Origin of the sequence: Microbulbifer sp. ALW1 (assembly GCF_009903625.1) — a bacterium.
Lineage (GTDB): Bacteria > Pseudomonadota > Gammaproteobacteria > Pseudomonadales > Cellvibrionaceae > Microbulbifer.
Genome location: NZ_CP047569.1, coordinates 3,348,679 through 3,373,856 on the forward strand (window position 1 = coordinate 3,348,679; position 25,178 = coordinate 3,373,856).

The 25,178-nt window shown below is 57.7% G+C and carries 21 protein-coding genes; 15 read left to right on the forward strand and 6 right to left on the reverse strand.

Going from position 1 to position 25,178, the window contains the following annotated elements:
* Positions 1-47: 47 nt before the first annotated feature.
* A complete protein-coding gene (locus GRX76_RS13940) occupies positions 48-893 on the forward strand; it encodes a DUF72 domain-containing protein (protein WP_160153871.1) in 846 nt (281 codons plus the stop codon).
* Positions 894-913: 20 nt separating this feature from the next.
* Here the strand turns inward: GRX76_RS13940 and GRX76_RS13945 are convergent, their stop codons facing one another.
* On the reverse strand, positions 914-2,023 hold the full coding sequence (locus GRX76_RS13945; protein WP_160153872.1) for a MipA/OmpV family protein: 1,110 nt from the start codon (positions 2,021-2,023) through the stop codon (positions 914-916).
* 207 nt (positions 2,024-2,230) lie between these two features.
* Positions 2,231-4,465 (reverse strand): catalase/peroxidase HPI, encoded by a 2,235-nt coding sequence (gene katG, locus GRX76_RS13950; RefSeq protein ID WP_160153873.1) that lies wholly within the window; start codon positions 4,463-4,465, stop codon positions 2,231-2,233.
* Between the two features lie 277 nt (positions 4,466-4,742).
* On the opposite strand from katG, the gene GRX76_RS13955 reads away from it, so the two are divergent.
* The 3 genes from GRX76_RS13955 to GRX76_RS13965 are packed head-to-tail and all read left to right on the forward strand — an operon-like array spanning position 4,743 to position 9,666.
* The gene (locus GRX76_RS13955; protein ID WP_160153874.1) at positions 4,743-5,864 is read left to right on the forward strand and encodes an efflux RND transporter periplasmic adaptor subunit; all 1,122 of its coding nucleotides are present in this window, start codon (positions 4,743-4,745) and stop codon (positions 5,862-5,864) included.
* Positions 5,864-9,082 (forward strand): efflux RND transporter permease subunit, encoded by a 3,219-nt coding sequence (locus tag GRX76_RS13960; protein ID WP_160153875.1) that lies wholly within the window; start codon positions 5,864-5,866, stop codon positions 9,080-9,082. The genes GRX76_RS13955 and GRX76_RS13960 overlap by 1 nt, the downstream gene beginning before the upstream one ends.
* Complete coding sequence (locus tag GRX76_RS13965; RefSeq protein WP_160153876.1) at positions 9,082-9,666, forward strand: exopolysaccharide biosynthesis protein; 585 nt, start codon at positions 9,082-9,084, stop codon at positions 9,664-9,666. Before GRX76_RS13960 ends, GRX76_RS13965 begins: the two co-directional genes overlap by 1 nt.
* On the opposite strand, the gene GRX76_RS13970 is transcribed toward GRX76_RS13965, so the two are convergent.
* Positions 9,649-10,350 carry a CPBP family intramembrane glutamic endopeptidase gene (locus tag GRX76_RS13970; RefSeq protein ID WP_160153877.1) on the reverse strand — a complete coding sequence of 234 codons (702 nt, stop codon included), beginning with the start codon at positions 10,348-10,350 and terminating at the stop codon, positions 9,649-9,651. The two genes, GRX76_RS13965 and GRX76_RS13970, sit on opposite strands and share 18 nt — an antisense overlap.
* A 277-nt stretch (positions 10,351-10,627) precedes the next feature.
* Between GRX76_RS13970 and ahpC the strand changes: the two genes are divergently transcribed.
* From ahpC to GRX76_RS14000, 6 genes are all read left to right on the forward strand, one after another.
* On the forward strand, positions 10,628-11,194 hold the full coding sequence (gene ahpC, locus GRX76_RS13975) for an alkyl hydroperoxide reductase subunit C (RefSeq protein WP_160153878.1): 567 nt from the start codon (positions 10,628-10,630) through the stop codon (positions 11,192-11,194).
* 211 nt (positions 11,195-11,405) lie between these two features.
* Complete coding sequence (ahpF, locus tag GRX76_RS13980) at positions 11,406-12,989, forward strand: alkyl hydroperoxide reductase subunit F (protein WP_160153879.1); 1,584 nt, start codon at positions 11,406-11,408, stop codon at positions 12,987-12,989.
* A 242-nt stretch (positions 12,990-13,231) separates the two neighbouring features.
* Entirely contained in the window at positions 13,232-14,077 is an 846-nt protein-coding gene (locus GRX76_RS13985) for an alpha/beta fold hydrolase (RefSeq protein ID WP_255461812.1), read from the forward strand.
* A 268-nt stretch (positions 14,078-14,345) separates the two neighbouring features.
* Positions 14,346-14,924 (forward strand): YceI family protein, encoded by a 579-nt coding sequence (locus GRX76_RS13990; RefSeq protein WP_160153881.1) that lies wholly within the window; start codon positions 14,346-14,348, stop codon positions 14,922-14,924.
* Between the two features lie 191 nt (positions 14,925-15,115).
* Positions 15,116-15,661 carry a DUF2058 domain-containing protein gene (locus tag GRX76_RS13995; RefSeq protein ID WP_160153882.1) on the forward strand — a complete coding sequence of 182 codons (546 nt, stop codon included), beginning with the start codon at positions 15,116-15,118 and terminating at the stop codon, positions 15,659-15,661.
* Positions 15,662-15,677: 16 nt separating this feature from the next.
* A complete protein-coding gene (locus tag GRX76_RS14000) occupies positions 15,678-16,232 on the forward strand; it encodes a DUF1415 domain-containing protein (protein WP_160153883.1) in 555 nt (184 codons plus the stop codon).
* A 10-nt stretch (positions 16,233-16,242) separates the two neighbouring features.
* Here the strand turns inward: GRX76_RS14000 and GRX76_RS14005 are convergent, their stop codons facing one another.
* From GRX76_RS14005 to GRX76_RS14015, 3 genes are read right to left on the reverse strand one after another with little or no spacing between them, the layout of a single operon-like run.
* Positions 16,243-18,000, reverse strand: a complete 1,758-nt coding sequence (locus GRX76_RS14005) for a SulP family inorganic anion transporter (RefSeq protein ID WP_236250370.1) — start codon at positions 17,998-18,000, stop codon at positions 16,243-16,245.
* Between the two features lie 24 nt (positions 18,001-18,024).
* Complete coding sequence (locus GRX76_RS14010) at positions 18,025-18,435, reverse strand: TIGR01244 family sulfur transferase (RefSeq protein WP_236250371.1); 411 nt, start codon at positions 18,433-18,435, stop codon at positions 18,025-18,027.
* 16 nt (positions 18,436-18,451) lie between these two features.
* A complete protein-coding gene (locus GRX76_RS14015; RefSeq protein WP_160153884.1) occupies positions 18,452-19,330 on the reverse strand; it encodes an MBL fold metallo-hydrolase in 879 nt (292 codons plus the stop codon).
* 170 nt (positions 19,331-19,500) lie between these two features.
* Between GRX76_RS14015 and GRX76_RS14020 the strand changes: the two genes are divergently transcribed.
* The 5 genes from GRX76_RS14020 (at position 19,501) to GRX76_RS14040 (ending at position 25,157) form a co-directional block, all read left to right on the forward strand.
* Positions 19,501-19,815: a helix-turn-helix transcriptional regulator gene (locus GRX76_RS14020; RefSeq protein WP_160153885.1), complete on the forward strand. Its 315-nt coding sequence runs from the start codon at positions 19,501-19,503 to the stop codon at positions 19,813-19,815.
* Positions 19,816-19,824: 9 nt separating this feature from the next.
* Positions 19,825-20,268 (forward strand): YeeE/YedE family protein, encoded by a 444-nt coding sequence (locus GRX76_RS14025; RefSeq protein ID WP_160153886.1) that lies wholly within the window; start codon positions 19,825-19,827, stop codon positions 20,266-20,268.
* Positions 20,269-20,272: 4 nt separating this feature from the next.
* Positions 20,273-20,725 carry a YeeE/YedE family protein gene (locus GRX76_RS14030; protein ID WP_236250372.1) on the forward strand — a complete coding sequence of 151 codons (453 nt, stop codon included), beginning with the start codon at positions 20,273-20,275 and terminating at the stop codon, positions 20,723-20,725.
* Between the two features lie 147 nt (positions 20,726-20,872).
* The gene (locus GRX76_RS14035) at positions 20,873-22,660 is read left to right on the forward strand and encodes a SulP family inorganic anion transporter (RefSeq protein ID WP_160154977.1); all 1,788 of its coding nucleotides are present in this window, start codon (positions 20,873-20,875) and stop codon (positions 22,658-22,660) included.
* Positions 22,661-22,829: 169 nt separating this feature from the next.
* The gene (locus GRX76_RS14040; RefSeq protein WP_160153887.1) at positions 22,830-25,157 is read left to right on the forward strand and encodes an ATP-dependent helicase; all 2,328 of its coding nucleotides are present in this window, start codon (positions 22,830-22,832) and stop codon (positions 25,155-25,157) included.
* Positions 25,158-25,178: the final 21 nt, after the last annotated feature.

The window sequence follows — 25,178 nt, forward strand, 5'->3', positions numbered from 1 at the left end:
GATCTCTCTCGTTACATTTGCGCGGGAATATTTATCACTGCAAATCCATGAATCTCCCCTATTTCCTCGGCTGCCCACAATGGCAACACCCGGCATGGAACGCTCGATTACCGGCGGGCTCCACGCCTCTTGAACGCTACAGTCAGGTGCTGAATTGCGTGGAAGGTAATACCACGTTCTATGCAACCCCGACTCGGACGCAATGCACTCAGTGGCGAAGCCAGGTCTCTGAAAACTTCCGCTTCCTGCTCAAGTTCCCGCGCAGTATCAGCCACGATCAGTTGCTGGCGCCGCCGGAGAAAGAGGTGCGAGACTTTTTGGAGATTATTTCCCCCCTGAACGATGTGCTGGGCCCCTTTCTACTGCAATTGCCGGCCACCTTCGGCCCCCAGCACCTAGGCAACCTGTGGCGCTTTATGGATCAGCTCCCGGCGCCAATGACCTGCACCGTTGAGGTTCGCCACCCGGCATTTTTTCAAAAAGGTGACGCCGAGCGGGCGCTGAACCGGGGGCTGCGTGAGCGGAAGGCTGCCCGGGTGTGCCTGGATAGCCGCGGCCTGTTCGCGGCAAAGGCGGACAGCCCCGCGATCATTGACGCCCAGCGCAAGAAGCCCAATGTGCCGGTGCACCTGTTACCGGTGGATGCGCCACCGGTCATTCGCTATATCGGCCATCCGGTACTTGAGAGCAACGGCGAATACCTGGCACCGTGGGTAGAGCGTGTCGCCCAGTGGATCGAACAGGGCGTGCGGCCTTTTGTATTTATCCATATGCCCGACAATGGCGACGCGCTGCGTCTGGTCACACTCTGGAGCGAACTCCTGAATGCCCGATTGCCAGAAGCTCCCGCCCTGCACTTCAACGAAAAACAGCCCCAGATGGGGCTGTTTTAGAGGCGTTAAGGCACAGAATCTCAGAAGGTATAGGTAATCGCGGCAAATCCCTTGAGTACATAGTCGTCACCGACAATCGGACTGTCTGAAATATCGTCCCCCAGGTATTCGGCGTTTATATCCAGAACCAGGCGCCAGTGCTCGGTGATTTCCAGCATTCCACCGATACCCGCCTCCACCGTCACGGTACTCCCTACATCATAAGCTGGACGCCCGGGTAGCACGGCCCAGGTCGGCACACCAAAATCGTAGTTGGCAAGGTCGCTGCTGAGCCAATTCAGGCCGAGCGAAGGTCCCCAGCTGACATTGCCAGTCTGGAATCCCCGCGATACCCGCAGCTCTGCAGTACCGCCGCCAAATCGGTCCAGTACATCGTGCTGATAGCGAAAATCCACGTCGATTCGATTGGGGCCGTCGTAAACCAGCCCTACCCCGGCCATAAGGGTGCTATCCCGGTCACCCAGCCCGGCCAGAATCGGACTGTCGTTTTCTTCATAAGCGCCGACCCGGTAAGTGGCATTGACCGCGAAACGGAAGGTGTCACTACCCCAGAGCCCGTAGCGCAGGCTCGGGCCCACCCACTGCAGGCGTTCGCCAAAGTATGTGATGGCAGGGATTACCTGAGTAACCGCGGAGTCTGAGCCCACATAGGGGCTGCTGCGGCCAATAACGCCGAGGCCGACTCCCCACTGACCGGACTCACCCAACACCTGGTACAACTCAATCTCTAAGGGTTTGGTTTCGCTTTCTGACAGGGAAAAGCTCGCCCGCTGGAAACTGGGCGGCCCTTTCGGGCGGTAGCCGTTAGACAGACCGATGGGCTCTTTGGGGATGCCAATAAAGGTTCGGTCCAGAGCCTGATTGTTGTTGCGATCGGCATAGACCAGCAAGGCCACGGCGCCGGATGGCAATCCGGTGAGCCGATAGATGCCTTCCGGGTTCACCGGCAAGCGGGACTCGGAGCGTGGGCTGCGAAAATCGCCGAAGGCGTCTGGGTTGTCGTATACCTGAAACACCAGGGTGCCATCTGCAGGCGTGTTCGAAACGCGTATTTCCAGCTCAGCGCCACTGGCACCCGCAACAAATAACAGAGAGCAAATTAAGCAAAGTCTAACTGTCAGTTTTTTCATCTACTCCGTCACGTCCGTTCAAGAATTCAAGCTAATCATACGCAAACAGGCTGCCACTGGATCATCACCCCCATCAGGCACCTGCCATCCTGCTTCCCTATTCAATGTCAGGTTTCCCCTTCCAAATACAACAACAGGCGACCGATTGGCCGCCTGTTGTTCACTGTTCGCACTTGAATTGATGTGCGGTGCGTTGCACTGCTTAACTCAGTCAAAACGATCCAGGTTCATGACTTTAGCCCAAGCTTCGACGAAATCATTGACGAACGCCTGATCGGAATCTTCCATGGCGTAATACTCTGCGACTGCGCGCAATTCCGAGTTTGAACCAAAGATAAGATCGACCGGCGTCGCGGTCCACTTCACCTTACCCGTTTTGCGGTCCTTGCCTTCGTAAATACCATCACCTGTCGAAGACTTGGACCACTCAGAATCCATGCTGAGCAGGTTCACAAAGAAGTCATTGGTCAGGGTTCCGGGCTTGTCTGTGAGCACTCCGAGTTTGGAATTCCCGGTGTTAGCGCCAAGGGCACGCATACCACCCACGAGTACGGTCATTTCAGGCACGGTCAGGGTCAGTAGATCGGCGCGATCCACCAGCATTTCTGCCGGCGATACAGAGTTACCTTTGCCATAGTAATTGCGGAAACCGTCGGCCATTGGCTCCAGCCAGCCAAAAGATTCGACGTCGGTCATCTCGACGGTTGCATCGGTTCGACCTGGCTTGAAGGGCACATGCACATTGTGCCCGGCCTTCTTCGCTGCCTGCTCTACAGCCGCGTTACCGGCCAGCACGATGGTATCTGCCAGTGAAACCTGTTTACCGCCAGACAGGGACTTGTTAAACCCTTGCTGGATGGATTCCAGCTTGCCCAGTACTTTGCTCAGTTCCTGCGGATTGTTCACCGGCCAGTCTTTCTGGGGGGCCAAACGAATACGCGCCCCATTGGCGCCACCGCGCATATCAGAGCCACGGAAAGTGGAAGCTGAAGCCCAGGCGGTCCGCACCAGCTCCGGTACGGTAAGTCCGGAGGCCAGAATTTCGCTTTTCAGCTTCAACACATCCCGCTCGTCCAGGAGTGTATAGTCGACCGCTGGCACAGGATCCTGCCACGATAAATCTTCTTTGGGCACTTCAGAGCCCAGATATCGCGCCTTGGGCCCCATATCCCGGTGGGTCAGTTTGAACCAAGCCCGGGCGAAGGCGTCTTCCAACTCTTTCGGGTTGTCCTTGAAACGCTCGGCGATCTTGCGGTAAGCGGGGTCTTCCTTCAGTGACAGATCCGTTGTCAGCATGATCGGTGCGTGACGCTTATCTTTGAGATGCGCGTCCGGCACCATGCTGGCGGCATTGGGATCCGTGGGAATCCACAGCGTGGCGCCTGCAGGGGTTTTGGTTTGCTTCCACTCAAAGCGGAACAGGTTGTCGAGAAAATTGTGGCTCCACTGGGCTGGAGTGATGGTCCAGGCGCCTTCAAGGCCACTGGTAAAGGTATCTTCCGCATTACCCTTACCGCATTTGTTTTTCCAGCCGAATCCCTGTTGTTCTATCGGGGCTGCGGCAGGCTCCTTGCCAACGCAATCGTGCTTGACCGCACCATGGGTTTTACCGAAGGCATGGCCACCAGCAATCAGTGCGACCGTCTCTTCGTCATTCATGGCCATACGACCGAAGGACAGGCGAATCCGCTCTGCCGCCGATTTCGGGTCGTGGTTGGCACCCGGGCCCTCCGGGTTTACGTAAATCAGGCCCATTACCGTGGCCGCCAGTTTGCGGTCCACAAGGTCTTTGCCCTTGAAGCGCTTTTCATAATCCAGCATCTGGGTTTCCGGACCCCAGTAGACCAGCTCCGGCTCCCAGTCATCCTCACGACCACCGGCAAAGCCAAAGGTCTTGAAACCCATGGATTCCAGCGACACGTTACCGGTTAGGATCATCAGATCCGCCCAGGAGATGGACTTGCCATACTTCTGCTTGATGGGCCACAGCAATCGGCGGGCCTTATCCAGGCTGACGTTATCCGGCCAGCTGTTGAGCGGATCAAACCGTTGCTGGCCACCGCCCGCACCACCGCGACCGTCACCCACGCGGTAGGTACCCGCAGCATGCCATGCCATACGGATCATCAGCGGGCCGTAGTGATCGTAGTCCGCGGGCCACCAGTCCTGGGACGTAGTGAGCACCTTCTCGATATCCTTTTTCACCGCATTCAAATCAAGACTGTTGAATGCTTTGGCGTAATCAAAATCCTCTCCCATAGGGCTTGAGGTTTTGCTGTGATCGCGCAGTGGTGACAGGTCCAACTGATCCGGCCACCAGAAACTATTGGGCTTGGGTTCGCCGCGCGCGGGCGCTTCCTGTGCCCACAGGGAAACACTGGCGGAGAGTGTCGCCACTGTCATCGCAATGGCGGTACATAAGGGAATCACTTTTTTGATCATTGGTGTGTCTCCTGAGAGAAGTCAGCGAGTTGCCTGAAACTGGTTAGTTCTGACTATAGGCACTGACACAAGCACTGAGCGCGCAAGAAAAGCCATCCTGCGCCAACAAATGCCGTACAACTAGATATATCGGAAAGTGCCGCCCCATCGATAAACAGCACAAATTAGCCTTATTGTTTTTGCTTATTCGTTGAGATGGTTCTCTTCAGTCCCGTCGCTTCTGATGCCCCTCCGGACGATTACTACACTAGCGAGATACCTTTTCCGATCTTCCTTTATGTGGTTAACCAGATTCCTTGCCGTTGCCCTGCTTGTCATTTCCTCAGTCAGTACAGCCAATGAGCCTGCTGAGGCAAGACCCATTGCGGTTGAAGCGGTCATTGCGCGCAAGCAACCGCTTGTCGAGGAAGTGCCTGTCACCGGCACCATCAATCCACTGCGACAGGCACTGCTGTCGGCGGAAGTCGCTGGGCTGATTCAGGATATTCATTCCGACATTGGCGATCGGGTTAAAAAAGGCGACCTACTGCTTACGCTTGACCCGGAGCTCAGCGGCATCAGTCGCGATGCCGCGCTGGCTGAAGTCGCGCGGGTTAGAGAAACACTGGCAGACAGCCGCCGACGCCTGGCGGAGCTGGAGAGACTGGTGGGCGACAATCATGTGGCGGAAACAGAGGTCGAGAGCCTTGGTTCGGAAGTCCGCGAGCGCAGCGCGCAGTTGCAGGCGGCACAGGTGGAAACCGAGCGGCTGAGCGCCCTGCTCCGGCGTCATCAGGTCAACGCACCCTTCTCCGGCACCATCAGTCTCCGTCAAATAGAAGTCGGCGAATGGGTAGAGCCTGGCACCGCCCTGTTCGAGCTGGTGGATACGGATTCCCTGCGCGCGGACTTCCAGGTGCCACAACGCTACTTTTCCCGGATTCAGCCACAGACGGGTATTCGGGTGACGCTTGACAGCGGTGACACCTTCACGGCCCGGGTGGAACACAAAATCCCGATCAGTCGCAGTGGCAGCCGTACCTTTCTGCTGCGTACCATCGTTGCCCGCGGCGCCGGGGGGGAGGATCCAGCCCTGATTCCCGGTATGTCTGCCTCCGCGGTGCTGCAGCTGAAAAATCACAAGCAGGGTATTGCCGTACCCCGGGATGCGGTACTGCGCTACCCGGACGGGCGCATTACAGTTTGGGTCACCGCCCCCGGCAGTGACTGGGAGCAGCCGGTGGCAGTAAAGGAGCAGCAGGTGACCACCGGTCTCAGCTTCAATGGCATGATTGAAATCCAGTCGGGGTTGGAAGCCGGCCAGCGGGTCGTGGTACGGGGCAATGAAGGCCTGCAGGCAGGACAGAAGGTGATTCCCAAACGGGCGCAAATTACCGCTGCGGGAGCGGACGGAAGCTGATGTTCGAGTGGATCGTCAGAAACGGGATTCTGGTGACGGTAGCCGTGCTGATCATCGCGATCCTTGGCCTGGTCGCGGCCTTTCGCATCCCGGTGCAGATGATTCCAGACCTCGAAGTGCGCACCATCTCCATCCGCACCAGCTGGCCCGGCGCCACCCCGCAGGATATTGAAAAGGAAATCCTGATCGAGCAGGAGGAATACCTGCGCAACATTCCTTACCTGCAGGAACTGCAGTCCACCGCTGACCTAGGCTCCGCGGATATCGAGCTGGAATTCCCCTTCGGGGTGGACATCCTGGAAACCCAGATTCGCGTCAATAATGCCCTCACCCAGGTACCCTCCTACCCTGAAAATGTCGACGAGCCGCGGGTTTACGCCACTTCCTTTTCGTCCAATGCGTTTATGTATTACCGGATTTCCCCACTGCCCGGCAACCCGCGCAATCTGGACATGGATATATTGCGGGACTACGTGGAAGACAATGTGCGCCCGCGTATGTCTGGCGTCCCGGGGGTAGCCCAGGTGGATGTGGGCAGCGGTGCCGAACGGCAGATCCAGATCCGCCTCAAGCCTGAGCGGCTGGCCGAACACAACCTCACGCTAGCCGAGGTGCGCGCAGCGATCAGCGCGCGCAACCGGGATATCTCCGGTGGCGAAGTGGAAAGCGGCAAGCGCCGTTACCTGCTGCGGACCCTCGGCCGCTTCAAAGACTTGGAAGAGCTACGCGCACTGATCCTGCGCCGAGATGGCGACGGTATTGTGCGCCTGGGTGATGTCGCCGAAATCCAGCTGGATCACTTCAAGATCCGCAGTCGCGCCTATGTGAACGGGCAATCGGTGATTTTCCTGTCCATACGCAGGGAAAGTGGATCCAATGTCATCGATATCAAGCGGGCCATGGTGGATGAGGTGGCGCGGATCAATCGCGAGCTTCTGGAGCCCCAGGGGATGACGATGGCGCTCACCGCCGACGATGTGGGCTATGTGGAAGCGTCGGTGTTCAACGTCTGGAAGAATCTGCTGCTGGGTGCCCTGCTTGCCACCGCAATCATGTACGGGTTCTTGCGGTCGTTTCGCACGACCGCGCTGGGTGTAGTGGGCATTCCCATTTGCACTATTGCCGCCTTTATCGGCCTGCTGCTGGCCGGGCGCACCATTAACGTCATTTCACTGGCCGGTGTGGCCTTCTCCATCGGCATGACCCTCGACAATAGCATCGTGGTGCTGGAGAGTATCGAGCTGGAACGTCGCCGAGGACTGGATCGGCTGCAGGCGGCAATTACCGGTGTTAAAAAGGTGTGGCCTGCGGTACTCGCATCGACACTGACCACCGTGATGGTGTTTCTGCCGGTGGTGTTTATTGCCGAAGAGGCCGGGCAACTCTATTCCGACATCGCCATCGCCATTTCCGCGTCCATTCTGGTGTCGATGCTGGTGGCCATTACCGTCATCCCTACGGCCAGCGCACGCCTCAAGTTTGACGGCAACCGCGCGGAGAACATAGAGGAGGCCATAGAGGAGAACACAGAGGAGACCATTGCCCACAGCCGCTTGCGTCACGCGGTGGTGGGACGGATTCAATGGCTGCTTGCTACCGCTACCAGGCGTCTTTACTGCATCGCCCTCATCACTGCCATCAGCCTCGCCATTGCCCTGCTGTTGACACCACCGGCGGAATATTTACCCGAGGGCGAAGAAGCGAAAACCTTCGCCAGTATGAACGCACCGCCGGGCTACAACCTCGCCACCATGAACGCCATTGGCCTCGAATTACAGGATTATTTTCTGCCATTTGTGGATCAGGATCCGGAACTATTTAATGCCGGCGAGGCCGAGGTGCCGGCAATGAAATTTTTCATTATCAGTGTGTCTCCACAGCGCCTGCGGATCATTGCTGAAACCAAAGACCCCAGGCATATCGACGAGTTGATGGAGATTATCGTGCGCAAGTACGAGCGCTATCCCGGTATGCGTGCCTTTGCTACCCGCGGCTCCATCATTAGCAGCAATGATGGGGGCACCCGCAGTGTCAGCCTGGACATCTCCGGGGCCAACCTCGCCGATCTTTACCAGGTGGCGCGTACCGCCTACAGCCGTGCCCAGGAGATCTTCGATAATCCGAACATCCAAACCCAGCCCACCAGCCTGTCCCTGGCGCAACCGCTACTGCAAGTAAAACCCCGGTGGGAACGCGCGGCGGAAGTGGGCATGACGGCGGAGGATATCGGCTTTGCCGTTGCGGCACTGACCGACGGCGCTTTCGTGAACGAGTTTTTTCTCGACGACGACAAGATCGATATGTACCTCTACAGCCAGCAGGGGCCGGAAGCGACCATCGAAACCCTTGAGCAGATTTCCGTCTACACCCCCACCGGCGCCGTACTGCCACTGTCGGAAATTGCACACATCGAGGAAACGGTCGATACCGCCACGGTACGCCGTATTGATGGCCGCCGCACCGTCACCCTGAATATCATTCCACCGCGCTCCGTCGCCCTGGAAACTGGCGTGGAGGCTGTGCGCTCGGAGCTTGTGCAATATATGCGCGACAACGGCCAGGTGCCGCTCGGTGTTTCCATGAACATCTCCGGTGCCGCAGATCAGCTGGATGCCACTCGCGCATCACTGGGGAGCAACTATCTGGTGGCGCTCGCCATCATCTATTTGCTGATGGTGGCGATCTTTGCGCACTGGGGCTATCCACTACTGATCATGACCACGATTCCACTGGGTATTGCCGGTGGTATTGCCGGCCTCGCGCTGCTGAACCTGGTGGGGGCCATTCTGCGCAGTATGGGGTTTGAAGGGATTCACCAGCCGTTCGACATGATCTCCATGCTGGGTTTCCTGATCCTGATGGGCACGGTGGTGAACAACCCGATACTGATCGTGCACCGGGCGATTTCCAACCTGAAAGATGAGGGCATGCACGCCGTAGAAGCGGTATCCGAAGCCGTGGATTCCCGTCTGCGCCCCATTGCCATTTCCACCATGACCACCATCTGTGGCCTGGCGCCGCTGGTGTTTTTACCCGGTGCTGGCACCGAGCTCTATCGCGGGGTGGGCGTCATTGTGATGGCGGGTATTATCGGTGCGACCATCATAACGCTGACCCTGCTTCCGGCGCTCACCGTATTTGCACTGGACTGGCACGAGCGTCACGCCGCCATCAACAGCCAGAACAATCGCCGCCAGAACAATTCCGGCGCCCCCTGATGCAGGAAGAGATCAATAACCTGAACCAACTACTGCGGCAGCTGGAACAGCGTTCGCAAGGGCGTGACCGCGTTACCCTCGCCCAGGTACTGGAAGCGCTGGGGCAGCGCTCTTTCGCGCCCCTGATTCTTGTAGCCGGGCTGATACTCTTCTCACCGCTTTCCGGCATCCCGGGAATGCCGACGGTAATGGGCCTGCTGATCTTGCTGGCCTCCCTACAAATGCTGTTACTGCGCCGCCATTTCTGGCTACCCCAGTGGATGCTGCAAAAATCGATCAACGGCGCCAAATTTCAGCGCAGCCTGCGCTGGCTGCAACGACCGGCGATGTTTGTTGACCGCTGGCTGCAACCACGCTTGCCCTGGCTGGTGCATCGCGGCGGTACTTACCTGATTGCTCTGGTCTGTACCGCTTTGGCACTGGCACTACCGGTAATGGAAATTCTTCCCTTCTCGGCGAGCATCGCCGGTCTTGCCTTGATGGCATTCGGGCTGGCACTGGTTGCGCACGACGGCCTGATTGCCCTACTTGCACTGATGGTAACGGGTTTACTCGCTGCGCTCCCGTTACAGATTTGGCTTTGAGTGACCGGAGTCTACAGGGGACTCACCCAGCCCAAGCACCTGCGGAAACTTCACCAATACGCCAAGCGCGATCAAATCGTACACCGCGTGCCAGACAATGACCGCGAGCAGACTGTCGCTAAGCCAGTACACGGCGCCAAGCAGCAGCCCCATGACGGCCGTGATCAAAAAATAAATAAACGAGGCGTAGTGCAACAAACCAAAAATCACAGACGCCACCACCAGCCCCACCAGTGGGGTACTGAAAGACCCTATCCAGGGCTGCAAAAAACCGCGAAACAGCAACTCTTCACAAACACCCGCAGCCAGTGCCAATACGCCGATATGCCACCAGCTCAAATGGCGGAATGCGCTATGCAGCGCCTCACAGTGGGCCCGCATCGTCGCGCCGACGCCGGTATGCGAGCGGGTAATCCCCCGGCCAACCCAGTAGCTCACAAGCGCACCCGCTATGCCCAATGCAATAGCCCCGAACGCGCTCGACAAAGTCCCGGCACTGATGCCCCAGAACACCGTCACATCACTGAAGTAAAGCCCGACCCCGGCAATGGCCAGCGCCACCAGTTGCACGGCGAGTGCGGCCATCAGGATCCGCTTTGTCGACACACTTTCCGCGCGCACCGTTTTTTCATCCTTCTCTGCTTGCACGGCCACGGCTGCCTCGCCCCCTGCTTGTTTCATCATCTACCGGTTCCTTGAATTTGTGACCATACCGTCTTCGCTCCACTGGCGCCCTGACTATACCCGGTAAGAGTCTGCGGCACCCCGCCCCAAGAGCCAACCAGGCCTAAAACTATCAGACAAAAAACAATGATCAGGTAAAACTATCAATACCATTAAAATCAATAATTTTTATCAACAACTCACATCCAATAGTATTTCTCCCGTACCCGATAACCTGTTTTCAAAAACGGCCCCAAAACGACGGGGCAAAAATTCTCTCAGGAGATAAGGAAATACCATGGCTAACTACATCAACAGCGAAATCAAACCGTTCAACGCCAAGGCTTACCAGTCTGGTGACTTCTTCGATGTGTCTGACGCGGACCTGAAGGGCAAGTGGTCTGTGGTCTTCTTCTACCCGGCGGACTTCACCTTTGTGTGCCCGACCGAGCTGGGTGACCTGGCGGACAACTACGCCGAATTCCAGAAGCTGGGCGTTGAGATCTACTCCGTCTCCACCGATACCCACTTCACCCACAAGGCGTGGCACGACACTTCCGAAACCATCGGCAAGATCCAATTCCCGATGATCGGCGACCCCACCGGCAAAATCACCCGCAACTTCGGTGTGATGATCGAGGAAGAAGGCATCGCGGACCGCGGTACTTTCGTCATCGACCCGGAAGGCAAGATCCAGATCGTTGAGATCAACGCTGGCGGTATCGGCCGCGACGCCCAGGACCTGCTGCGCAAGATCAAGGCCGCCCAGTACGTTGCCGCCCACCCGGGTGAAGTGTGCCCAGCCAAGTGGAAGGAAGGTGAAGAAACCCTCGCTCCTTCCCTGGACCTCGTAGGCAAGATCTAAATATCCAAGCGGGCCGCCAGGCCCGCCACCCCCTGAACTGAGTTCAGTGGCGGTGCCGCTACCGGGGGCAGCTTTGTGAGACACGCCGTAAACCCATCCATGGGGGCTCGGCTGCGGCCGTCCTGGCCGCAGACGGTCTCACAAAGCTGCCCCCGGTACCGACACCTTCGCAGCAAAGCACAGCAAACAAATCAAATTTCAGGACACACCGATGTTGGACGCAAACGTAAAGAAACAACTGGACACCTATCTGCAGAATATCGTCACTCCGATCGAGATCAGTGTGTCCGCCGACAGCAGCCCAAAAGCTGTTGAACTGAACAACCTCGCCAGCGAAATCGCCGACCTCTCCAGCAAGATTGAATTGAAGCAGGAGAGCCGCAAGCGCACTCCGAGCATGGCCATCGCCCCCGCCGGAGAAACCCCGCGCGTCAGCTTTGCTGGCATCCCCATGGGACACGAATTCACCTCCCTGGTGCTCGCCCTGCTGCAGGCCGGCGGCCACCCATCCAAGGCAGATCCGGCTTTGCAGGAACAGATCCGCAACATCCAGGGTGAATTCCACTTTGAAACCTATATTTCGCTGTCCTGCCAGAACTGCCCGGACGTGGTTCAGGCCCTGAACCTGATGGCGAAACTGAACCCGAACATCACCCACGAGATGATCGACGGCGCCCTGTTCCAGGAAGAAGTGGACGAGCGCCAGATCATGGCGGTACCCGCGGTCTACCTGAACGGCGAACACTTTGGCCAGGGCCGTATGGGCCTGGAAGAAATCGTGGCCAAGATTGATACCGGTGCCGAAGCGCGCAAGGCGGAAGAGCTGAACGAGCGCGAGCCCTACGACGTACTGGTTTTGGGCGGTGGCCCGGCCGGTGCCGCAGCGGCGATTTACGCGGCGCGTAAAGGCATCCGCACCGGTCTGGTGGCAGAGCGCTTCGGTGGCCAGGTGATGGACACCGTCGGAATAGAAAACTTTATTTCGGTACCCTACACCGAGGGCCCGAAACTGGCGGCGAGCCTCGAACAGCACGTGAAAGAATACGGTGTAGACATCATCACCGGTCAGCGTGCGGCCGAGCTGAGACGCAAACAGATGATCGAGCTGCAAATGGAGAGCGGCGCTACGTTGGCGAGTAAATCCGTGGTGCTGGCCACCGGTGCCCGCTGGCGCGAACTGGGCGTGCCCGGTGAGGCCGAGTACCGTACCAAGGGTGTCGCCTACTGCCCGCACTGTGACGGTCCCTTCTTCAAGGGCAAGCATGTGGCGGTGATCGGTGGCGGTAACTCGGGTATCGAGGCGGCCATCGACCTCGCCGGTATCGTCAAGCATGTGACGGTATTGGAGTTCGCCGATACGCTGCGCGCCGACGAAGTACTCGTACGCAAGGCGCGCTCGATGGCGAATATCGACATCATTACCAATGCCCAGACTACCGAAGTACTCGGCGATGGCAGCAAGGTGAATGGCCTGCAGTACACCGATCGCATCAGTGGCGAGAGCAAAATACTGGAACTGGCCGGTGTGTTCGTTCAGATCGGTCTGGTACCCAATACCGAGTTCCTGAAAGACAGTGGTCTGGCCATGAACCGTATGGGCGAGATCGAGATCGACAATCGCGGTGCAACCTCAATGCCCGGCGTATTCGCTGCAGGTGATGCGACGACCGTGCCCTACAAGCAGATTGTGATTTCCATGGGCGCCGGTGCCACTGCCGCGCTGGCAGCCTTCGACCATCTGATCCGCACTTCTGTCAGTGACGAAGCGGAAGAAAACCTGTCGATGGCGAGTTGAGCACAATACTAGACCCAAACCCGGATACCGGTTTCCCAGCGGTGTCCGGTCATCTCCCGGCGGGCGCACCCCGCTCGCCATATCTGGGAAACATCCTCAATGATTGCTTGTAGCCGGCGCCAGCCGGCTTTTTTTGTCTACCCTGCTTTCTCGCCTTCCGTCCGCTTTCACCTGATGCCCCTTACCTACACAGAAGCATTCCTCTACAGTGAGATCACCGCAACAAGGATGATGAATACAGAATGTCTTTTGCCAATAATAAAAATTACCAAATCTATTATAAGTGTCACGGATCCGGTCCGGCCATTGTCCTTCTTCACAGTTTCCTGTGCGATGGGGAAATGTGGTCACCACAGGTAAAGATGCTCTCCGGGCACTTCCGGGTAATCAATATCGACATCCGCGGCCACGGTCGCTCCGACGTCGCTGACGCCACACTGGATATTTATGATCTGGTGGACGATGTGGTGGCGGTACTGGACCAGGAAGGCATTCAAAGTGCCACCTGGGCGGGACTGTCCATTGGCGGCATGATCGCACTGCGTGCCGCGTTTAGCGTACCCGAGCGGGTCAGCCACCTGGTATTGCTGGACACCCACGCGGGTACCGAAACCCGTTTCAAGATTGCCAAGTACAAAACACTGGTGTTGCTGACAAAACTGTTGGGAATCCGCCCGATGCTGAACATTGTGAGCAAGCTGATGTTCGGTCGGCACACCCTGCGTGAAAAGCCGGACCTGGTGACACACTGGAAAGAGAAGTTTGCCGCGATGCCACTCGTCTCCATACAAAACATGGTCGACGCCCTGTGCGGCCGAGATTCATTGAAATCCCGTCTGGTGGCAATTTCCCAACCGGCGCTGGTGATTGTTGGCGAGGAAGATATCTCGCTGCCGCCACCCTGCTCCGCAGCGATCGCCGAGCGACTGAAAGATGCAAAATTTGTGGTGATCAAACACGCCGGACACCTGTCTACCCTGGAGCAGCCAGACAGGGTGAATGAAGCCATGCTGGATTTTCTGTCGGTGCAATTACCGTCAATACAAGTACCGTCAATACAGGTACCGCCAATACAGGACGATGGATAATCCGCCATACAATGCGCTGGTCACGACTTTGACTCAGACCATGGATCAAACTGCAGTGCGGATTGCGGTGCGGATTGTGGTGATGGCCCCTGGCCTCGATTCGGGCGCCTAATCGACGGTTATGTGGAGCCTGGGTCACAGGCCTTTAACAATCCTTTACTGGCCACTGGAATTCGCGACTGATAGTGTTTAGCCTCAGAACTCAGCAGTCTGTCCCGGTCACGGAATATACAGGCACCTCAAACGATTGGAACAGGAGAATTACCCGATGCGTTTTAAGTCTCTCGCCATTGCCGCCCTGCTCGCGCTACCCGTATCTGCCTTTGCCGACTGGCAACTGGTCGGCGATGACTCCCGTGTCAACTTCGTGTCGGTAAAGAAATCGACCATCGCCGAAACCCACCACTTCAAGGGGTTGAGCGGTAGTATTTCCGACGCCGGCAAGGCTGAGCTAACCATTGATCTCGCGAGTGTCGAGACCAATATCCCGATTCGCAATGAACGCATGCAGAAGTTGCTGTTTGACACAGCACAGTTTGCCAAAGCGACCATCTCCGCCAGTGTGGACGCGGCGAAGCTGAAGGACCTTCAGCCCGGGCAGTCCATGTCGGTGAGTGCGGATGTCACTGTGGATGTGCACGGCCAGCAGAAAACCGAGAAGGCCGACCTCCAGGTGACCGGCCTCGCGGGTAACCAGGTACAGGTAACCACCAATGCCCCCATTATTGTGAATGCCGGCAATTACAAACTGCTGGAAGGCATTGAGAAGCTGCGTGAGGTGGCGGGTCTCGACAGCATCAGCCCCATCGTACCGGTGACAGTCAAACTGGTATTCAAACAGGGCTGATCAGCCCCTTCGCCCCGCAGACTGCGACGCACTGCGGGGCGATACCGCTTTTCGACACCCCTGTAGCGTTCGAATCCCCCAGACTTGCCCCTCCCCCACTATCTTCCCCCTGCGATCTTTCTCACAAATCCGCTAGAATCCACACCATCTCGAAACCCGATCACTCGAAACCCGATCAAAGGTATGTGTCCATGGCATCACTACAGGATCAACTGCTCAAGGCAGGCCTGGTAGATGGCAAGAAAGCCAAGCAGATCAGCAAGGAAAAGCGCAAACAGAACAAAGTGGCCAAGAAGTCTGGCGAAACCCAGGTCGATGAGACCAAACAGGCTGCGGAAGCAGCGCGCGCAGCCAAGATTGCCCGCGACCGGGAGCTGAATGCCGAACGCGAAGCCGCCGCGCAGCAAAAGGCGATCGCCGCCCAGATCAAGCAGTTGATCGAGCGCAACAAACAATCCAAGGGCGCGAAAGGCCAGGACGACATCGCCTACCACTTCACCTTCGACAAGAAAGTGAAAAAGATCTACGTCTCTAGCGCGGTACAGGAACACCTCACTGCAGGACGACTTCTGATTGTGGGAGAGGGAGACCAGTTCGAGCTGGTGCCGCGCGTCATTGCCGACAAAATCGCCGAGCGCAATCCGGCCATGGTTGTCCAGCCGCCGGAGAATAGCACTGTCGTAGACGAGGATGATCCCTACGCGGGCTACGAGATTCCCGACGACCTGATGTGGTAATACCGCAGTTTTTGCCATGACAGATACAGACCCCGTCATCGCCCAGGTCGAACAGTGGTTGCAGGACGTAGTAGTCGGACTCAACCTGTGCCCATTCGCGCGCAAGCCCATGCGCGCGGGTCAAATTCGCTTTGTGGTGAGCGATGCCACCAGTGACCAGGTGTTGCTGGAGGAACTGCAGGATGAGTTCCAGGTTCTGGACCGCACGTCACCAGAGGAAGTGGAAACGACCCTGCTGATCCTGCCCACCCACCTGCAAGATTTTCACCACTACAATTTTTTCTTGGGGGAAGCCGAGCTGCTTATACAGCGCGAAGGTTATGAGGGCACCTATCAGGTCGCGAGCTTTCACCCCCACTACCAGTTCGCAGGCACCCAGCCGGACGATGGGGAAAACCTCACGAATCGCTCCCCCTACCCTATTCTTCACCTGTTGCGGGAAGAAAGCCTGGAGCGGGGCTTAAAAAACTACCCCGACCCGGAGAGTATTCCCCACAACAATATCCTGCGGGTGGAAGCGCTGACGGACAGCGAGAAGCGCGCACTGTTTCCCTACCTGTTTTCGCCCTGACATCCCGCGGTTACCCAGAACAGCCGGAAGAGTTATCACGCAGTTCGGTAAACGCCTGGTACTGGGTGAAGAAAATTTTACCGGAAATTTCCTTCAGGAACCCGCTGCGCTCCAAGCTATCCATCACCGGCCCCTTCACTTCCGATAGATGCAGGCAGACGCCGCTTTCCGCCAACTGGAGATTGACGGATTCCAGGGTTTCCAGCGCACTCCAGTCGATCTCATTCACCGCACTACAGATCAGGATCACATGGCGGATTGCCGGGTTGGCCGCGACATCCGCGTAAATGCGCTCTTCCAGAAAGGCCGCATTGGAAAACATCAGACTTTCATCCACACGAATCGCGAGAATCTGCGGCACCGTGAGCACCTTGTGCCGTTTGATATTGCGGAAATGTTCGGTGCCCTCTACCAGTCCCACCTCGGCAATATGCGGTTTGGAGGTACGATACAGGAACAACACTACGGAGGCTCCAACCCCACAGGACACCCCCGCCTCCACGCCGAACAGCAGGGTGATCACGATGGTGACCAGCACCGCAAAAAAATCGGCGGACGAAAAGCGCCAGGTCTTTCGCAGAATGGAAAAATCCACCAGGGACAGGACCGCCACGATAATAGTGGCCGCCAGGGTGGCTTTCGGCAGGTAATAGAGATAAGGAGTCAAAAACATCGCTGCCAGCGCGATACCGATGGCGGTTAGTACACTGGCAAGTTGCGTTTCGGCGCCCGCATCAAAATTGACCACGGAACGGGAAAAACCACCAGTCACAGGAAAACCGCCGGAAAATCCCGCGGCCAGGTTCGCCGTGCCCAGTCCTATCAACTCCTGGTTCATATCGACTTTCTGACGGCGCTTGGCAGCCAGGGTTTTGCCTACGGAGATGGATTCCACATAGCCAATGATCGAAATCATGATTGCAGGAATCCAGAGCTGCTCAATCAGTGCCAGTGAAAAACTCGGCCAGCCAAAGCTCGGCAACCCACTGGGAATGGCGCCTACCAGTTGCACGCCCTTGTCCTCGAGATTTAGACCTACCGCGAGGAAAATGGTGATGATCACCCCAACTACCGGCGCTGCCTTTACCAGCAGTGCCGCGGAATTTTGTGACAGAGACAGTCGCTGCAAAAGCCGTACTGCGCCACTGCGCGACCAGAACAGGAACAGCACAACCCCAACACCCAGCAACAGGGAGTAGAGATTGAGGTTACCGAGCCCTGTGAACATGGAGTGCAGCAGCTCTGGCAAGTTGTCGCCTTGCGCAGAAATCCCCATCAGGTGTTTCAGCTGGCTGAATGCAATGAGCACGCCGGACGCGGTAATAAAACCGGAGATGACCGGGTGCGAAAGGAAATTGGCGAGAAAACCAAGGCGCAATACACCCAGCAATAACAGAAACAGGCCGGACAGTGTTGCCAGCAGCATGGCTGCCAGCAGGTAATCCGCCGAGCTCTGTGCGGCCACCTGTCCCAGTGCAGCGGCACTCATCAATGAGGCAACCGCGACCGGCCCCACGGAAAGGGTGCGGCTACTGCCGAACAACGCATACGCCACCAGCGGCGCGATACTCGCGTAGAGCCCCACTTCCGCCGGCAGTCCCGCCAGCAAGGCGTAAGCCAGTGACTGCGGGATCAGCATGATGGTAACAATTACCGCTGCCAGCGAGTCCTTGGACAGAGCCGCAAGGGAGTAATTGGGGAGCCAGCGAGCTGCGGGAAGGAATCGACTCAGAAGGCGCCCGGAGCCGCTTTTGAATACCTCGTTCACCGGTATGACTCCTCGGGAGAAACCTTAATAGGTCACCAACACGCCGCTAATATCGAAGCCCGCCTGTTGCGCGGCCTGCTGCAGCAGTTTCTTGTCTGCACCATTGAGGCAGCCGGCCGCAGCCCACAGGTTGCACGAGCGGTTGCCGGTCCGGCAGAACGCATGCACTTTTTTGCCGCTGCTCAAAAGCCTGGCAAACGCTTCACTATGCGCCCGCTGCATCTGGCCGCGGGAAAACGGAATGGGGACAAACATCATCCCCTCCGCCACAACCGCCTGCTCCAGCTCGGCAAAGGACGGCTGCCCTTCCGCTTCCTGTTCCGGGCGATTGCACACAACCACTTCCACTCCGGCTTTTGCCAGGGCCACCATTTCTTCCAGTGCCGGCTCCGCCGAGACGGATACCTGCGTGTCCAATTGTTTGCAATCCATCATTCGATCACTCCGACAATCACAATTTGTTGATGGGCACCTTGAGGTACACGGTGCCATTGTCTTCCGCCGGCGGCATCTGCCCGGCACGGATATTGACCTGAATCGATGGCAGGATCAGCCGCGGCATTCCCAGGGTGGCATCGCGCTCTCGGCGCATTTTCACGAACTCGTCTTCACTGATGCCATCGTGTAGGTGGATGTTGCTGCACTTCTGCGCCCCCACTGTGGTTTCGTACTCGTACTCACGTGACCCGTTTGGCGGGTAGTCGTGACACATAAACATACGGGTGCCTTCCGGCAGTGACAGCAGTTTCTGCACCGACTGATACAGCACGCGGGCATCGCCCCCAGGGAAATCGCAGCGGGCACTGCCCACGTCGGGCAAGAACAGAGTGTCACCCACAAATAGGGCGTCGCCGATCAACCAGGCCATATCCGCCGGCGTGTGTCCGGGGACGTAGATCACCCGCCCCTCCAAATCACCAATGTTGAAGGTGTCGCCATCGTGGAACAGGTGGTCAAACTGGGAGCCGTCGACCAGGAATTCTTTTTCCAGGTTGAAGACGTCGCGGAAGATGCCTTGGACCTGGCGAATATGGTCGCCAATGGCGATCTTGCCACCCAGTTGTTCGCGGATGAAAGGCGCCGCAGACAGGTGATCCGCGTGGGCGTGGGTCTCCAGCACCCAGTCAACAGTCAACTCCTGCTCACGCACAAAGGTGACAATCTTCTCGGCGCCTTCGGTACTGGTACGCCCGGATGCCTGATCAAAGTCCAGCACAGCGTCAATCACCGCCGCGGTACCCCCGGCCCGGTCGTAGATCACGTAACTCCAAGTCTCCGTCGCCGGATCGAGAAAGGCCTGCACAAGCGGGCGAGTGTCTGTTGCGGTCATGGTCTGCTCCCGTCTAGCCATCATGGGAAGGACTATAGATGATTTAGGAATAAATTAATAACCACGGGAAATATACCTTCCAATATTATACTTTTCAATATAATATTTTTTACGTAAACATTAGTGAAACCACCAGATTTGCCAGAAGCAAACTCAACCGTAAAACCACCATGCCCGATACCAGTGATTTCCAGCTCGACAAAATGCGCACCGCTGCAGGAGAGGCGTCGCTGCTGCTGCGCTCCCTGGGAAACCAGGACAGACTGTTGCTGCTGTGCCAATTGAGCCAGGAAGAGCTGTGCGTCAGCGACATCGAGGAGCGACTGGCCATTCGCCAGCCGAGCCTGTCGCAACAGCTGGGGGTCTTGCGACGGGAAGGTCTGGTCACAGCCCGCAAGGAGGGAAAGCGGGTCTACTACCAGGTAGCCGACCCGAAAGTCCTGTCTCTGCTACAAACCCTGTATCAACTGTATTGCGCGGAGTAACTCAGCACCATGAACATCGACTGGAATGCATTTACCCCTCTGACCGCCCTCGCCGGCGGCGTCCTGATCGGGCTCGCCAGCGCCTGGCTGATCCTGATGAATGGGCGTATCGCCGGAATCTCCGGCATTCTCGGCGGCCTGCTCAGTAACGCACGCGACGGATCCAGTAACCGTGGCTGGCAGTTCGCTTTTATTCTGGGACTGCTTGCCGGTCCGGCAATCTGGGGCCTGTTTCTCGCCCTGCCGACGATCGAGATCCGCGCCAGTTACCCGGTACTGATCGCCGCTGGCCTGCTGGTGGGCATCGGCACCCGCTATGCCGCCGGCTGTACCAGCGGGCACGGTGTTTGCGGCCTATCGCGACTGTCCCCACGATCACTGGCTGCGACCATGACCTTCATGTTTGGCGGCTTCGCCACTGTATATGTCATTCGCCATATCGTAGGAGCCTGAAACCATGAATAAAGTGATGAACAAAGCCGCTCTTTCCGCATTTGTTTCCGGATTGATTTTCAGCTTCGGACTGCTGCTGTCCGGTATGGCCAACCCGGAAAAAGTCCTCGGCTTTCTCGACCTGTTCGGCGCCTGGGATCCATCGCTGGCGCTGGTCATGGGCGGCGCCATCGCCGTGGGCCTGCCCGCCTTTGCAATCGCGAAGAAGCGCGAACAAGCCGTGCTCGGCGGGCCGATGAACCTCCCCGGCAAACGCGAGCTCGATAAGCGCCTGCTGCTTGGCAGCCTGGTATTCGGCATCGGCTGGGGTCTCGCCGGCTTCTGCCCAGGCCCGGGTATTGTGGCTACGGGCGCCCTGGAGACCGGTGGACTGGTGTTTGTGCTGGCCATGGTGACCGGCATGCTGGTTTTCCGCGGGCTGGAGCGCCGCCACGCGAACCGTCTAGAGAGCCGTTAAGAGAGCCGTTAAGAGAGCCGTTAAGAGAGCCGTCAGGCCTGACCACACCATACGGGGCCAAACTGGCCCCGTACCCGCACCAGGGGCTATCCTGATGAAATTCCCCGGTGAATTTCATCCGCCCTCAGGACCATAACTGCACAAGTGATGCGGGCAACCCGACTGATTCCGAAATGGCTTAGAAACTACCGTCGCCAGTGGTTGCTTCCCGACCTCACCGCGGCGCTGGTTTCCGGCATGCTGCTGGTTCCCCAAGGACTGGCCTACGCACTGCTGGCGGGCCTGCCCCCCCACGTGGGACTATATGCCAGCCTGATCCCCCTGATCGCCTATGCGGTTTTTGGCAGTAGCAGTGCCATGTCTGTGGGCCCCGCCGCAGTTCTATCACTGATGACGGTTTCCGCGTTAAGTCCCCTGGCGGCAACTGGCAGTCCCGAATACATCAGCGCCGCCATACTGCTCACCCTATTAAGCGGTGCGTTTCTCTTTACCATGGGCCTGTTCAAACTGGGCGCCCTTTCCAACCTCCTGAGCCACCCGGTCATCAGTGGCTTTGTATCCGGCGCAGCAGCGCTGATTATCGTCGGTCAGCTCCCCGCACTGCTCGGGGTAAAAGCCGATGGCGAGACGGCTTCGGTAAAGTTATTTCATATCCTGGAGCACTTGCCGGACGCCGATTTGCCCACCATGGCATTTGGTGTGGCCACCGCCACCATATTGATCTTCAGCCGCCTGTGGCTGCCAATGCTGCTGTTTCGCCTGGGAACGCCAAAACAATTTGCACGACTGGCGGCCCGGGTAATGCCGATGCTGCTGGTGCTCTGCGCCATCGCCCTGGTCCACTGGCTTAAATTGGGCGACAAGCTCGATATCGTGGGCGACATTCCCGCGGGCCTCCCCAAACTGGTTGCGCCGGACTGGAACTGGGACCTGATCTACCGCCTGCTGTTACCGGCGCTGATCATCGCCCTGCTGACATTTGTGGAGAGCCTCTCGATCGCCCAGGCACTGGCGGCGCGGCGCGGAGAACGCCTGAATGCCGATGGCGAACTACTGGGGCTCGGCGCCGCCAATATCACCAGTAGCCTGTCGGGCGGGTTACCGGTCGCCGGCAGCTTCTCCCGCACCGCGGTCAACGCAGAAGCCGGCGCCGTCTCGCCCCTCGCCGGGGTACTGGCCGCACTGTTGATGGTGCCAGTGCTGCTCTACCTCACCGGAATGTTCAGTGAACTGCCACTGACGGTACTGGCCGCGATCATCATCGTCGCTGCCGCCAGCCTGTTTGATTTTCGGGGGTTCATCCATAACTGGCGCTATGACCGCACCGATGGTATCGCCATGTTGTGCACCTTTGTCGGTGTCTTACTGTTCGGTGTGGAAGTCGGTATCGCGCTCGGTATTGGCCTGTCGTTTGCCACCCTGATCTGGCGCAGCAGCCGGCCACACATTGCCGTGGTGGGTCGTATGCCGGGCACCGAGCATTTCCGCAATGTGTTGCGCTACGACGTGGAAACCCACCGGGACATTGTCTTTCTCAGAATCGACGAGAGCCTGTTTTTCAGTAACATCAGCGCGGTCGAGGATCGCTTGCTGAGCGAACTGAAGCGCCACCCCGACACCCGGGAACTGGTACTTATCCTCTCTTCCGTCAGCCGCATCGACAGTACAGCACTGGAACGGCTGCACCAAATCAACAAAGACCTGCGGGACCGGAATATTCGCCTGCACCTGACTGAGGTCAAAGGGCCCGTGCTCGACAGACTCAGCCGCTCCAAGCTACTGGAAAAACTGACCGGAAGGATCTTTCTGTCGACCTACATCGCCGAACTGGCCCTGCAGAAAGAAAAACATGAAAAGGAAGCCGCAGACAAAGCCCCTGCAGAGGATGGAGACGACCTCAGCACCAGCCAGGAAAGCGGAAGCCCCCACCCTTAAGCACGCCCCGCCGAAAACTACTGCATAGCCGCGACCGGTGTTTCCAGAAACTGTACGACCACGAACAATACTGGCAAAATATCCAGTACTCATCAAAACGGCGCCCGATTCGCAATATCCGTTGCGGAATACCGACCCACAAAATCCAACCCGGAAGTACAGAGCGTTCATGTCAGGCAATACCGCACTCCTCACGGAAGAACAACTGGCCATCGCCAATCACCCAGGTGGACACGCGAAAATTATCGCCGTGGCGGGCTCGGGGAAAACCACGGCCCTGCTTCACTACATCAAAAACCGCCTGGATGCAGGGATCAACCCGCAACATATGCTGGTTCTCATGTACAACCGCGGGGCGCGGGACGATTTCAGCAGGCGCCTGCAAGACCTCTGTCGCACCGAGTGTGAAACGCCAGACGACATCCACCAGGGGCACCGGGCACCGGCGGTGAATACCTTCCACAGTATTGGCTACCGGCTGTACCAGCGGATGATCGCCCGGGGTCACATCAACCATGCCAACCTCACTCCGCTTCCCCAGTCGCTGGTGCAATTGCAGATCTGGAAAGCCATCGAGGCCTGTGCGGCGCCGGCGGATCTGGAAGATATTCGTGCACGCAAGCAGTCGGAAACCGAAGCGGCAGAGTTCTTTATCGATTACACCAAAACCATCCTCAGCGGTGATTTGAACGCTTTCCAGCAGCTCAAGCTCGGCGACGAGTACATGTACTTTCTGAAAGTATTCCGCCACTTCGAAGACTGGCGGCGTCAACAGAAGGCCGTGACTTACGCGGACCTGATTTACGACCCCGCCATCCAGTTCAGCCTGCAACCGGAAATTGCCGAGGAATACGGTAGTTACTACCAGGATATCTTGGTAGACGAGTACCAGGACATCAATGAAATCCAGCACTATTTGCTGCGGGTACTCTATGGGAAATCCGGCAACGTGATTGCCATTGGCGATCCTGACCAGACCATTTACGAATGGCGAGGCTCACGGCCAGAATTTTTGCTCAGGCTGTTCGATGGGGATTTCCCCCCATCCAACGTCTACCAGTTGAGCCGCACATTCCGCTACGGCCACAGCCTGTCTCTGGCCGCCAACCACTTCATTCACAACAACCGCGAGCGCGCAGACATTTTCTGTATTTCCGGCAACCCGAAAGCAGAAACGCAATTGCAGCAGGTAACCACCAACAACGAAGGCAAATGGTTGGTGGAACATGTGCGACGCAGTATTAACAGCGGTCAATCACTGCGGGACATGGCCATTCTGGTGCGGCTGTGGTCCCTCGCCGCTCCCCTGGAGCTGGCACTGCTGGCCAACAACATTCCCTACCGCTCGGGCAGCCGCAATACGGTGCTGTCGCGACGGGAGCTGCGACCACTATTCTGGAGCCTCAATATTGCGGCAGGGCGCTTTGCGGAGCAGCCAATCAAGCGTCGCAGCCAGGGACTCTACGAGTGGTTGACCGCGCCGCATATCCGAATCGCACGCGCGGTACTCGAGCCTATTTGTGACAAGCTCGCACAGTTTGAACGTGGCTGGGGCAAGAAGCTGCTCACACTGATCCCCGAATCCCTCAGCCAGGCCCAGTGCAAACGCCTGCGACAACGGGCCGAACTGCTACAGCTGGTAGAAAAGTGGCGGGGCCACGGCGGTGAGCTGCTGCGCCGACAACTGGGCGAGCTCGACTATCTGAGTGGAATCGGCGAGGACGCCTTCAATCGCCAGCAAGCAGAGGAGCGGCAACAGACCATTCTGGCGTTCTGCCAGTATATGGATCAATTGCGCCTGCCGGCCAGAGAGGCACTGGCACACCTGCAGCAACTGCAACAGCAGCATCAACAAGGCCAGCAGCAAAGTGGAGAAAAAAAACTCAACCATGACGGCGAGGAATCTCCAGAGACTCCGGATGCCATCCAGATAACCACCATGCACCAGGCCAAAGGACTGGAATGGGATCAGGTCATTATTCCCTCCCTGACAGTGCACAATATGCCCTATCAACCACAGAGGGACTTCTCCACCCCCGCATCAACGGAGAGTGAGCGCCGCCTGATGTATGTAGCCATGACACGGGCGCGCAAACAACTTTTCCTGCTGACACCGGAAGTCGCCAGCGACAGCGCTGCACCCAAAAACAGCGGGCCACAAGACGCTGATCAGAAGCCCTCCCTGTTCATCGATGAAATGCACCTGCCACTGTGCCGGCTACTTGGGGAAACACTGCAACAGCGGCCAGACAATATCACTACCGGCGTTCCCATCACCCGGCTGGCATTGCGATACCTGGAAGCCTGCGACTACAACCCGGACATCAATGCGCCGCGAGCCGCACAGAAAAAACCGCAACTGGGGGAAAGTATTCGCCACCAGAAACTGGGCTACGGACGGGTGATCAAATGGGAGGATTCGCGGGTGGAGATTCTGTTCAGCGACCGCCAGACCCGCCGCTTCGACTGGGACAAACTTGCGCAATTCCTGCTGTAATCATTGCGACTACAGCCTGCG

Coding starts and splice junctions, on each gene's coding strand:
- GRX76_RS13940 (WP_160153871.1), top strand. CDS start 48: ATGAATCTCCCCTATTTCCTCGGCTGCCCACAATGGCAACACCCGGCA.
- GRX76_RS13945 (WP_160153872.1), bottom strand. CDS start 2,023: ATGAAAAAACTGACAGTTAGACTTTGCTTAATTTGCTCTCTGTTATTT.
- katG (WP_160153873.1), bottom strand. CDS start 4,465: ATGATCAAAAAAGTGATTCCCTTATGTACCGCCATTGCGATGACAGTG.
- GRX76_RS13955 (WP_160153874.1), top strand. CDS start 4,743: ATGTGGTTAACCAGATTCCTTGCCGTTGCCCTGCTTGTCATTTCCTCA.
- GRX76_RS13960 (WP_160153875.1), top strand. CDS start 5,864: ATGTTCGAGTGGATCGTCAGAAACGGGATTCTGGTGACGGTAGCCGTG.
- GRX76_RS13965 (WP_160153876.1), top strand. CDS start 9,082: ATGCAGGAAGAGATCAATAACCTGAACCAACTACTGCGGCAGCTGGAA.
- GRX76_RS13970 (WP_160153877.1), bottom strand. CDS start 10,350: ATGATGAAACAAGCAGGGGGCGAGGCAGCCGTGGCCGTGCAAGCAGAG.
- ahpC (WP_160153878.1), top strand. CDS start 10,628: ATGGCTAACTACATCAACAGCGAAATCAAACCGTTCAACGCCAAGGCT.
- ahpF (WP_160153879.1), top strand. CDS start 11,406: ATGTTGGACGCAAACGTAAAGAAACAACTGGACACCTATCTGCAGAAT.
- GRX76_RS13985 (WP_255461812.1), top strand. CDS start 13,232: ATGTCTTTTGCCAATAATAAAAATTACCAAATCTATTATAAGTGTCAC.
- GRX76_RS13990 (WP_160153881.1), top strand. CDS start 14,346: ATGCGTTTTAAGTCTCTCGCCATTGCCGCCCTGCTCGCGCTACCCGTA.
- GRX76_RS13995 (WP_160153882.1), top strand. CDS start 15,116: ATGGCATCACTACAGGATCAACTGCTCAAGGCAGGCCTGGTAGATGGC.
- GRX76_RS14000 (WP_160153883.1), top strand. CDS start 15,678: ATGACAGATACAGACCCCGTCATCGCCCAGGTCGAACAGTGGTTGCAG.
- GRX76_RS14010 (WP_236250371.1), bottom strand. CDS start 18,435: ATGATGGATTGCAAACAATTGGACACGCAGGTATCCGTCTCGGCGGAG.
- GRX76_RS14015 (WP_160153884.1), bottom strand. CDS start 19,330: ATGACCGCAACAGACACTCGCCCGCTTGTGCAGGCCTTTCTCGATCCG.
- GRX76_RS14020 (WP_160153885.1), top strand. CDS start 19,501: ATGCCCGATACCAGTGATTTCCAGCTCGACAAAATGCGCACCGCTGCA.
- GRX76_RS14025 (WP_160153886.1), top strand. CDS start 19,825: ATGAACATCGACTGGAATGCATTTACCCCTCTGACCGCCCTCGCCGGC.
- GRX76_RS14030 (WP_236250372.1), top strand. CDS start 20,273: ATGAATAAAGTGATGAACAAAGCCGCTCTTTCCGCATTTGTTTCCGGA.
- GRX76_RS14035 (WP_160154977.1), top strand. CDS start 20,873: ATGCGGGCAACCCGACTGATTCCGAAATGGCTTAGAAACTACCGTCGC.
- GRX76_RS14040 (WP_160153887.1), top strand. CDS start 22,830: ATGTCAGGCAATACCGCACTCCTCACGGAAGAACAACTGGCCATCGCC.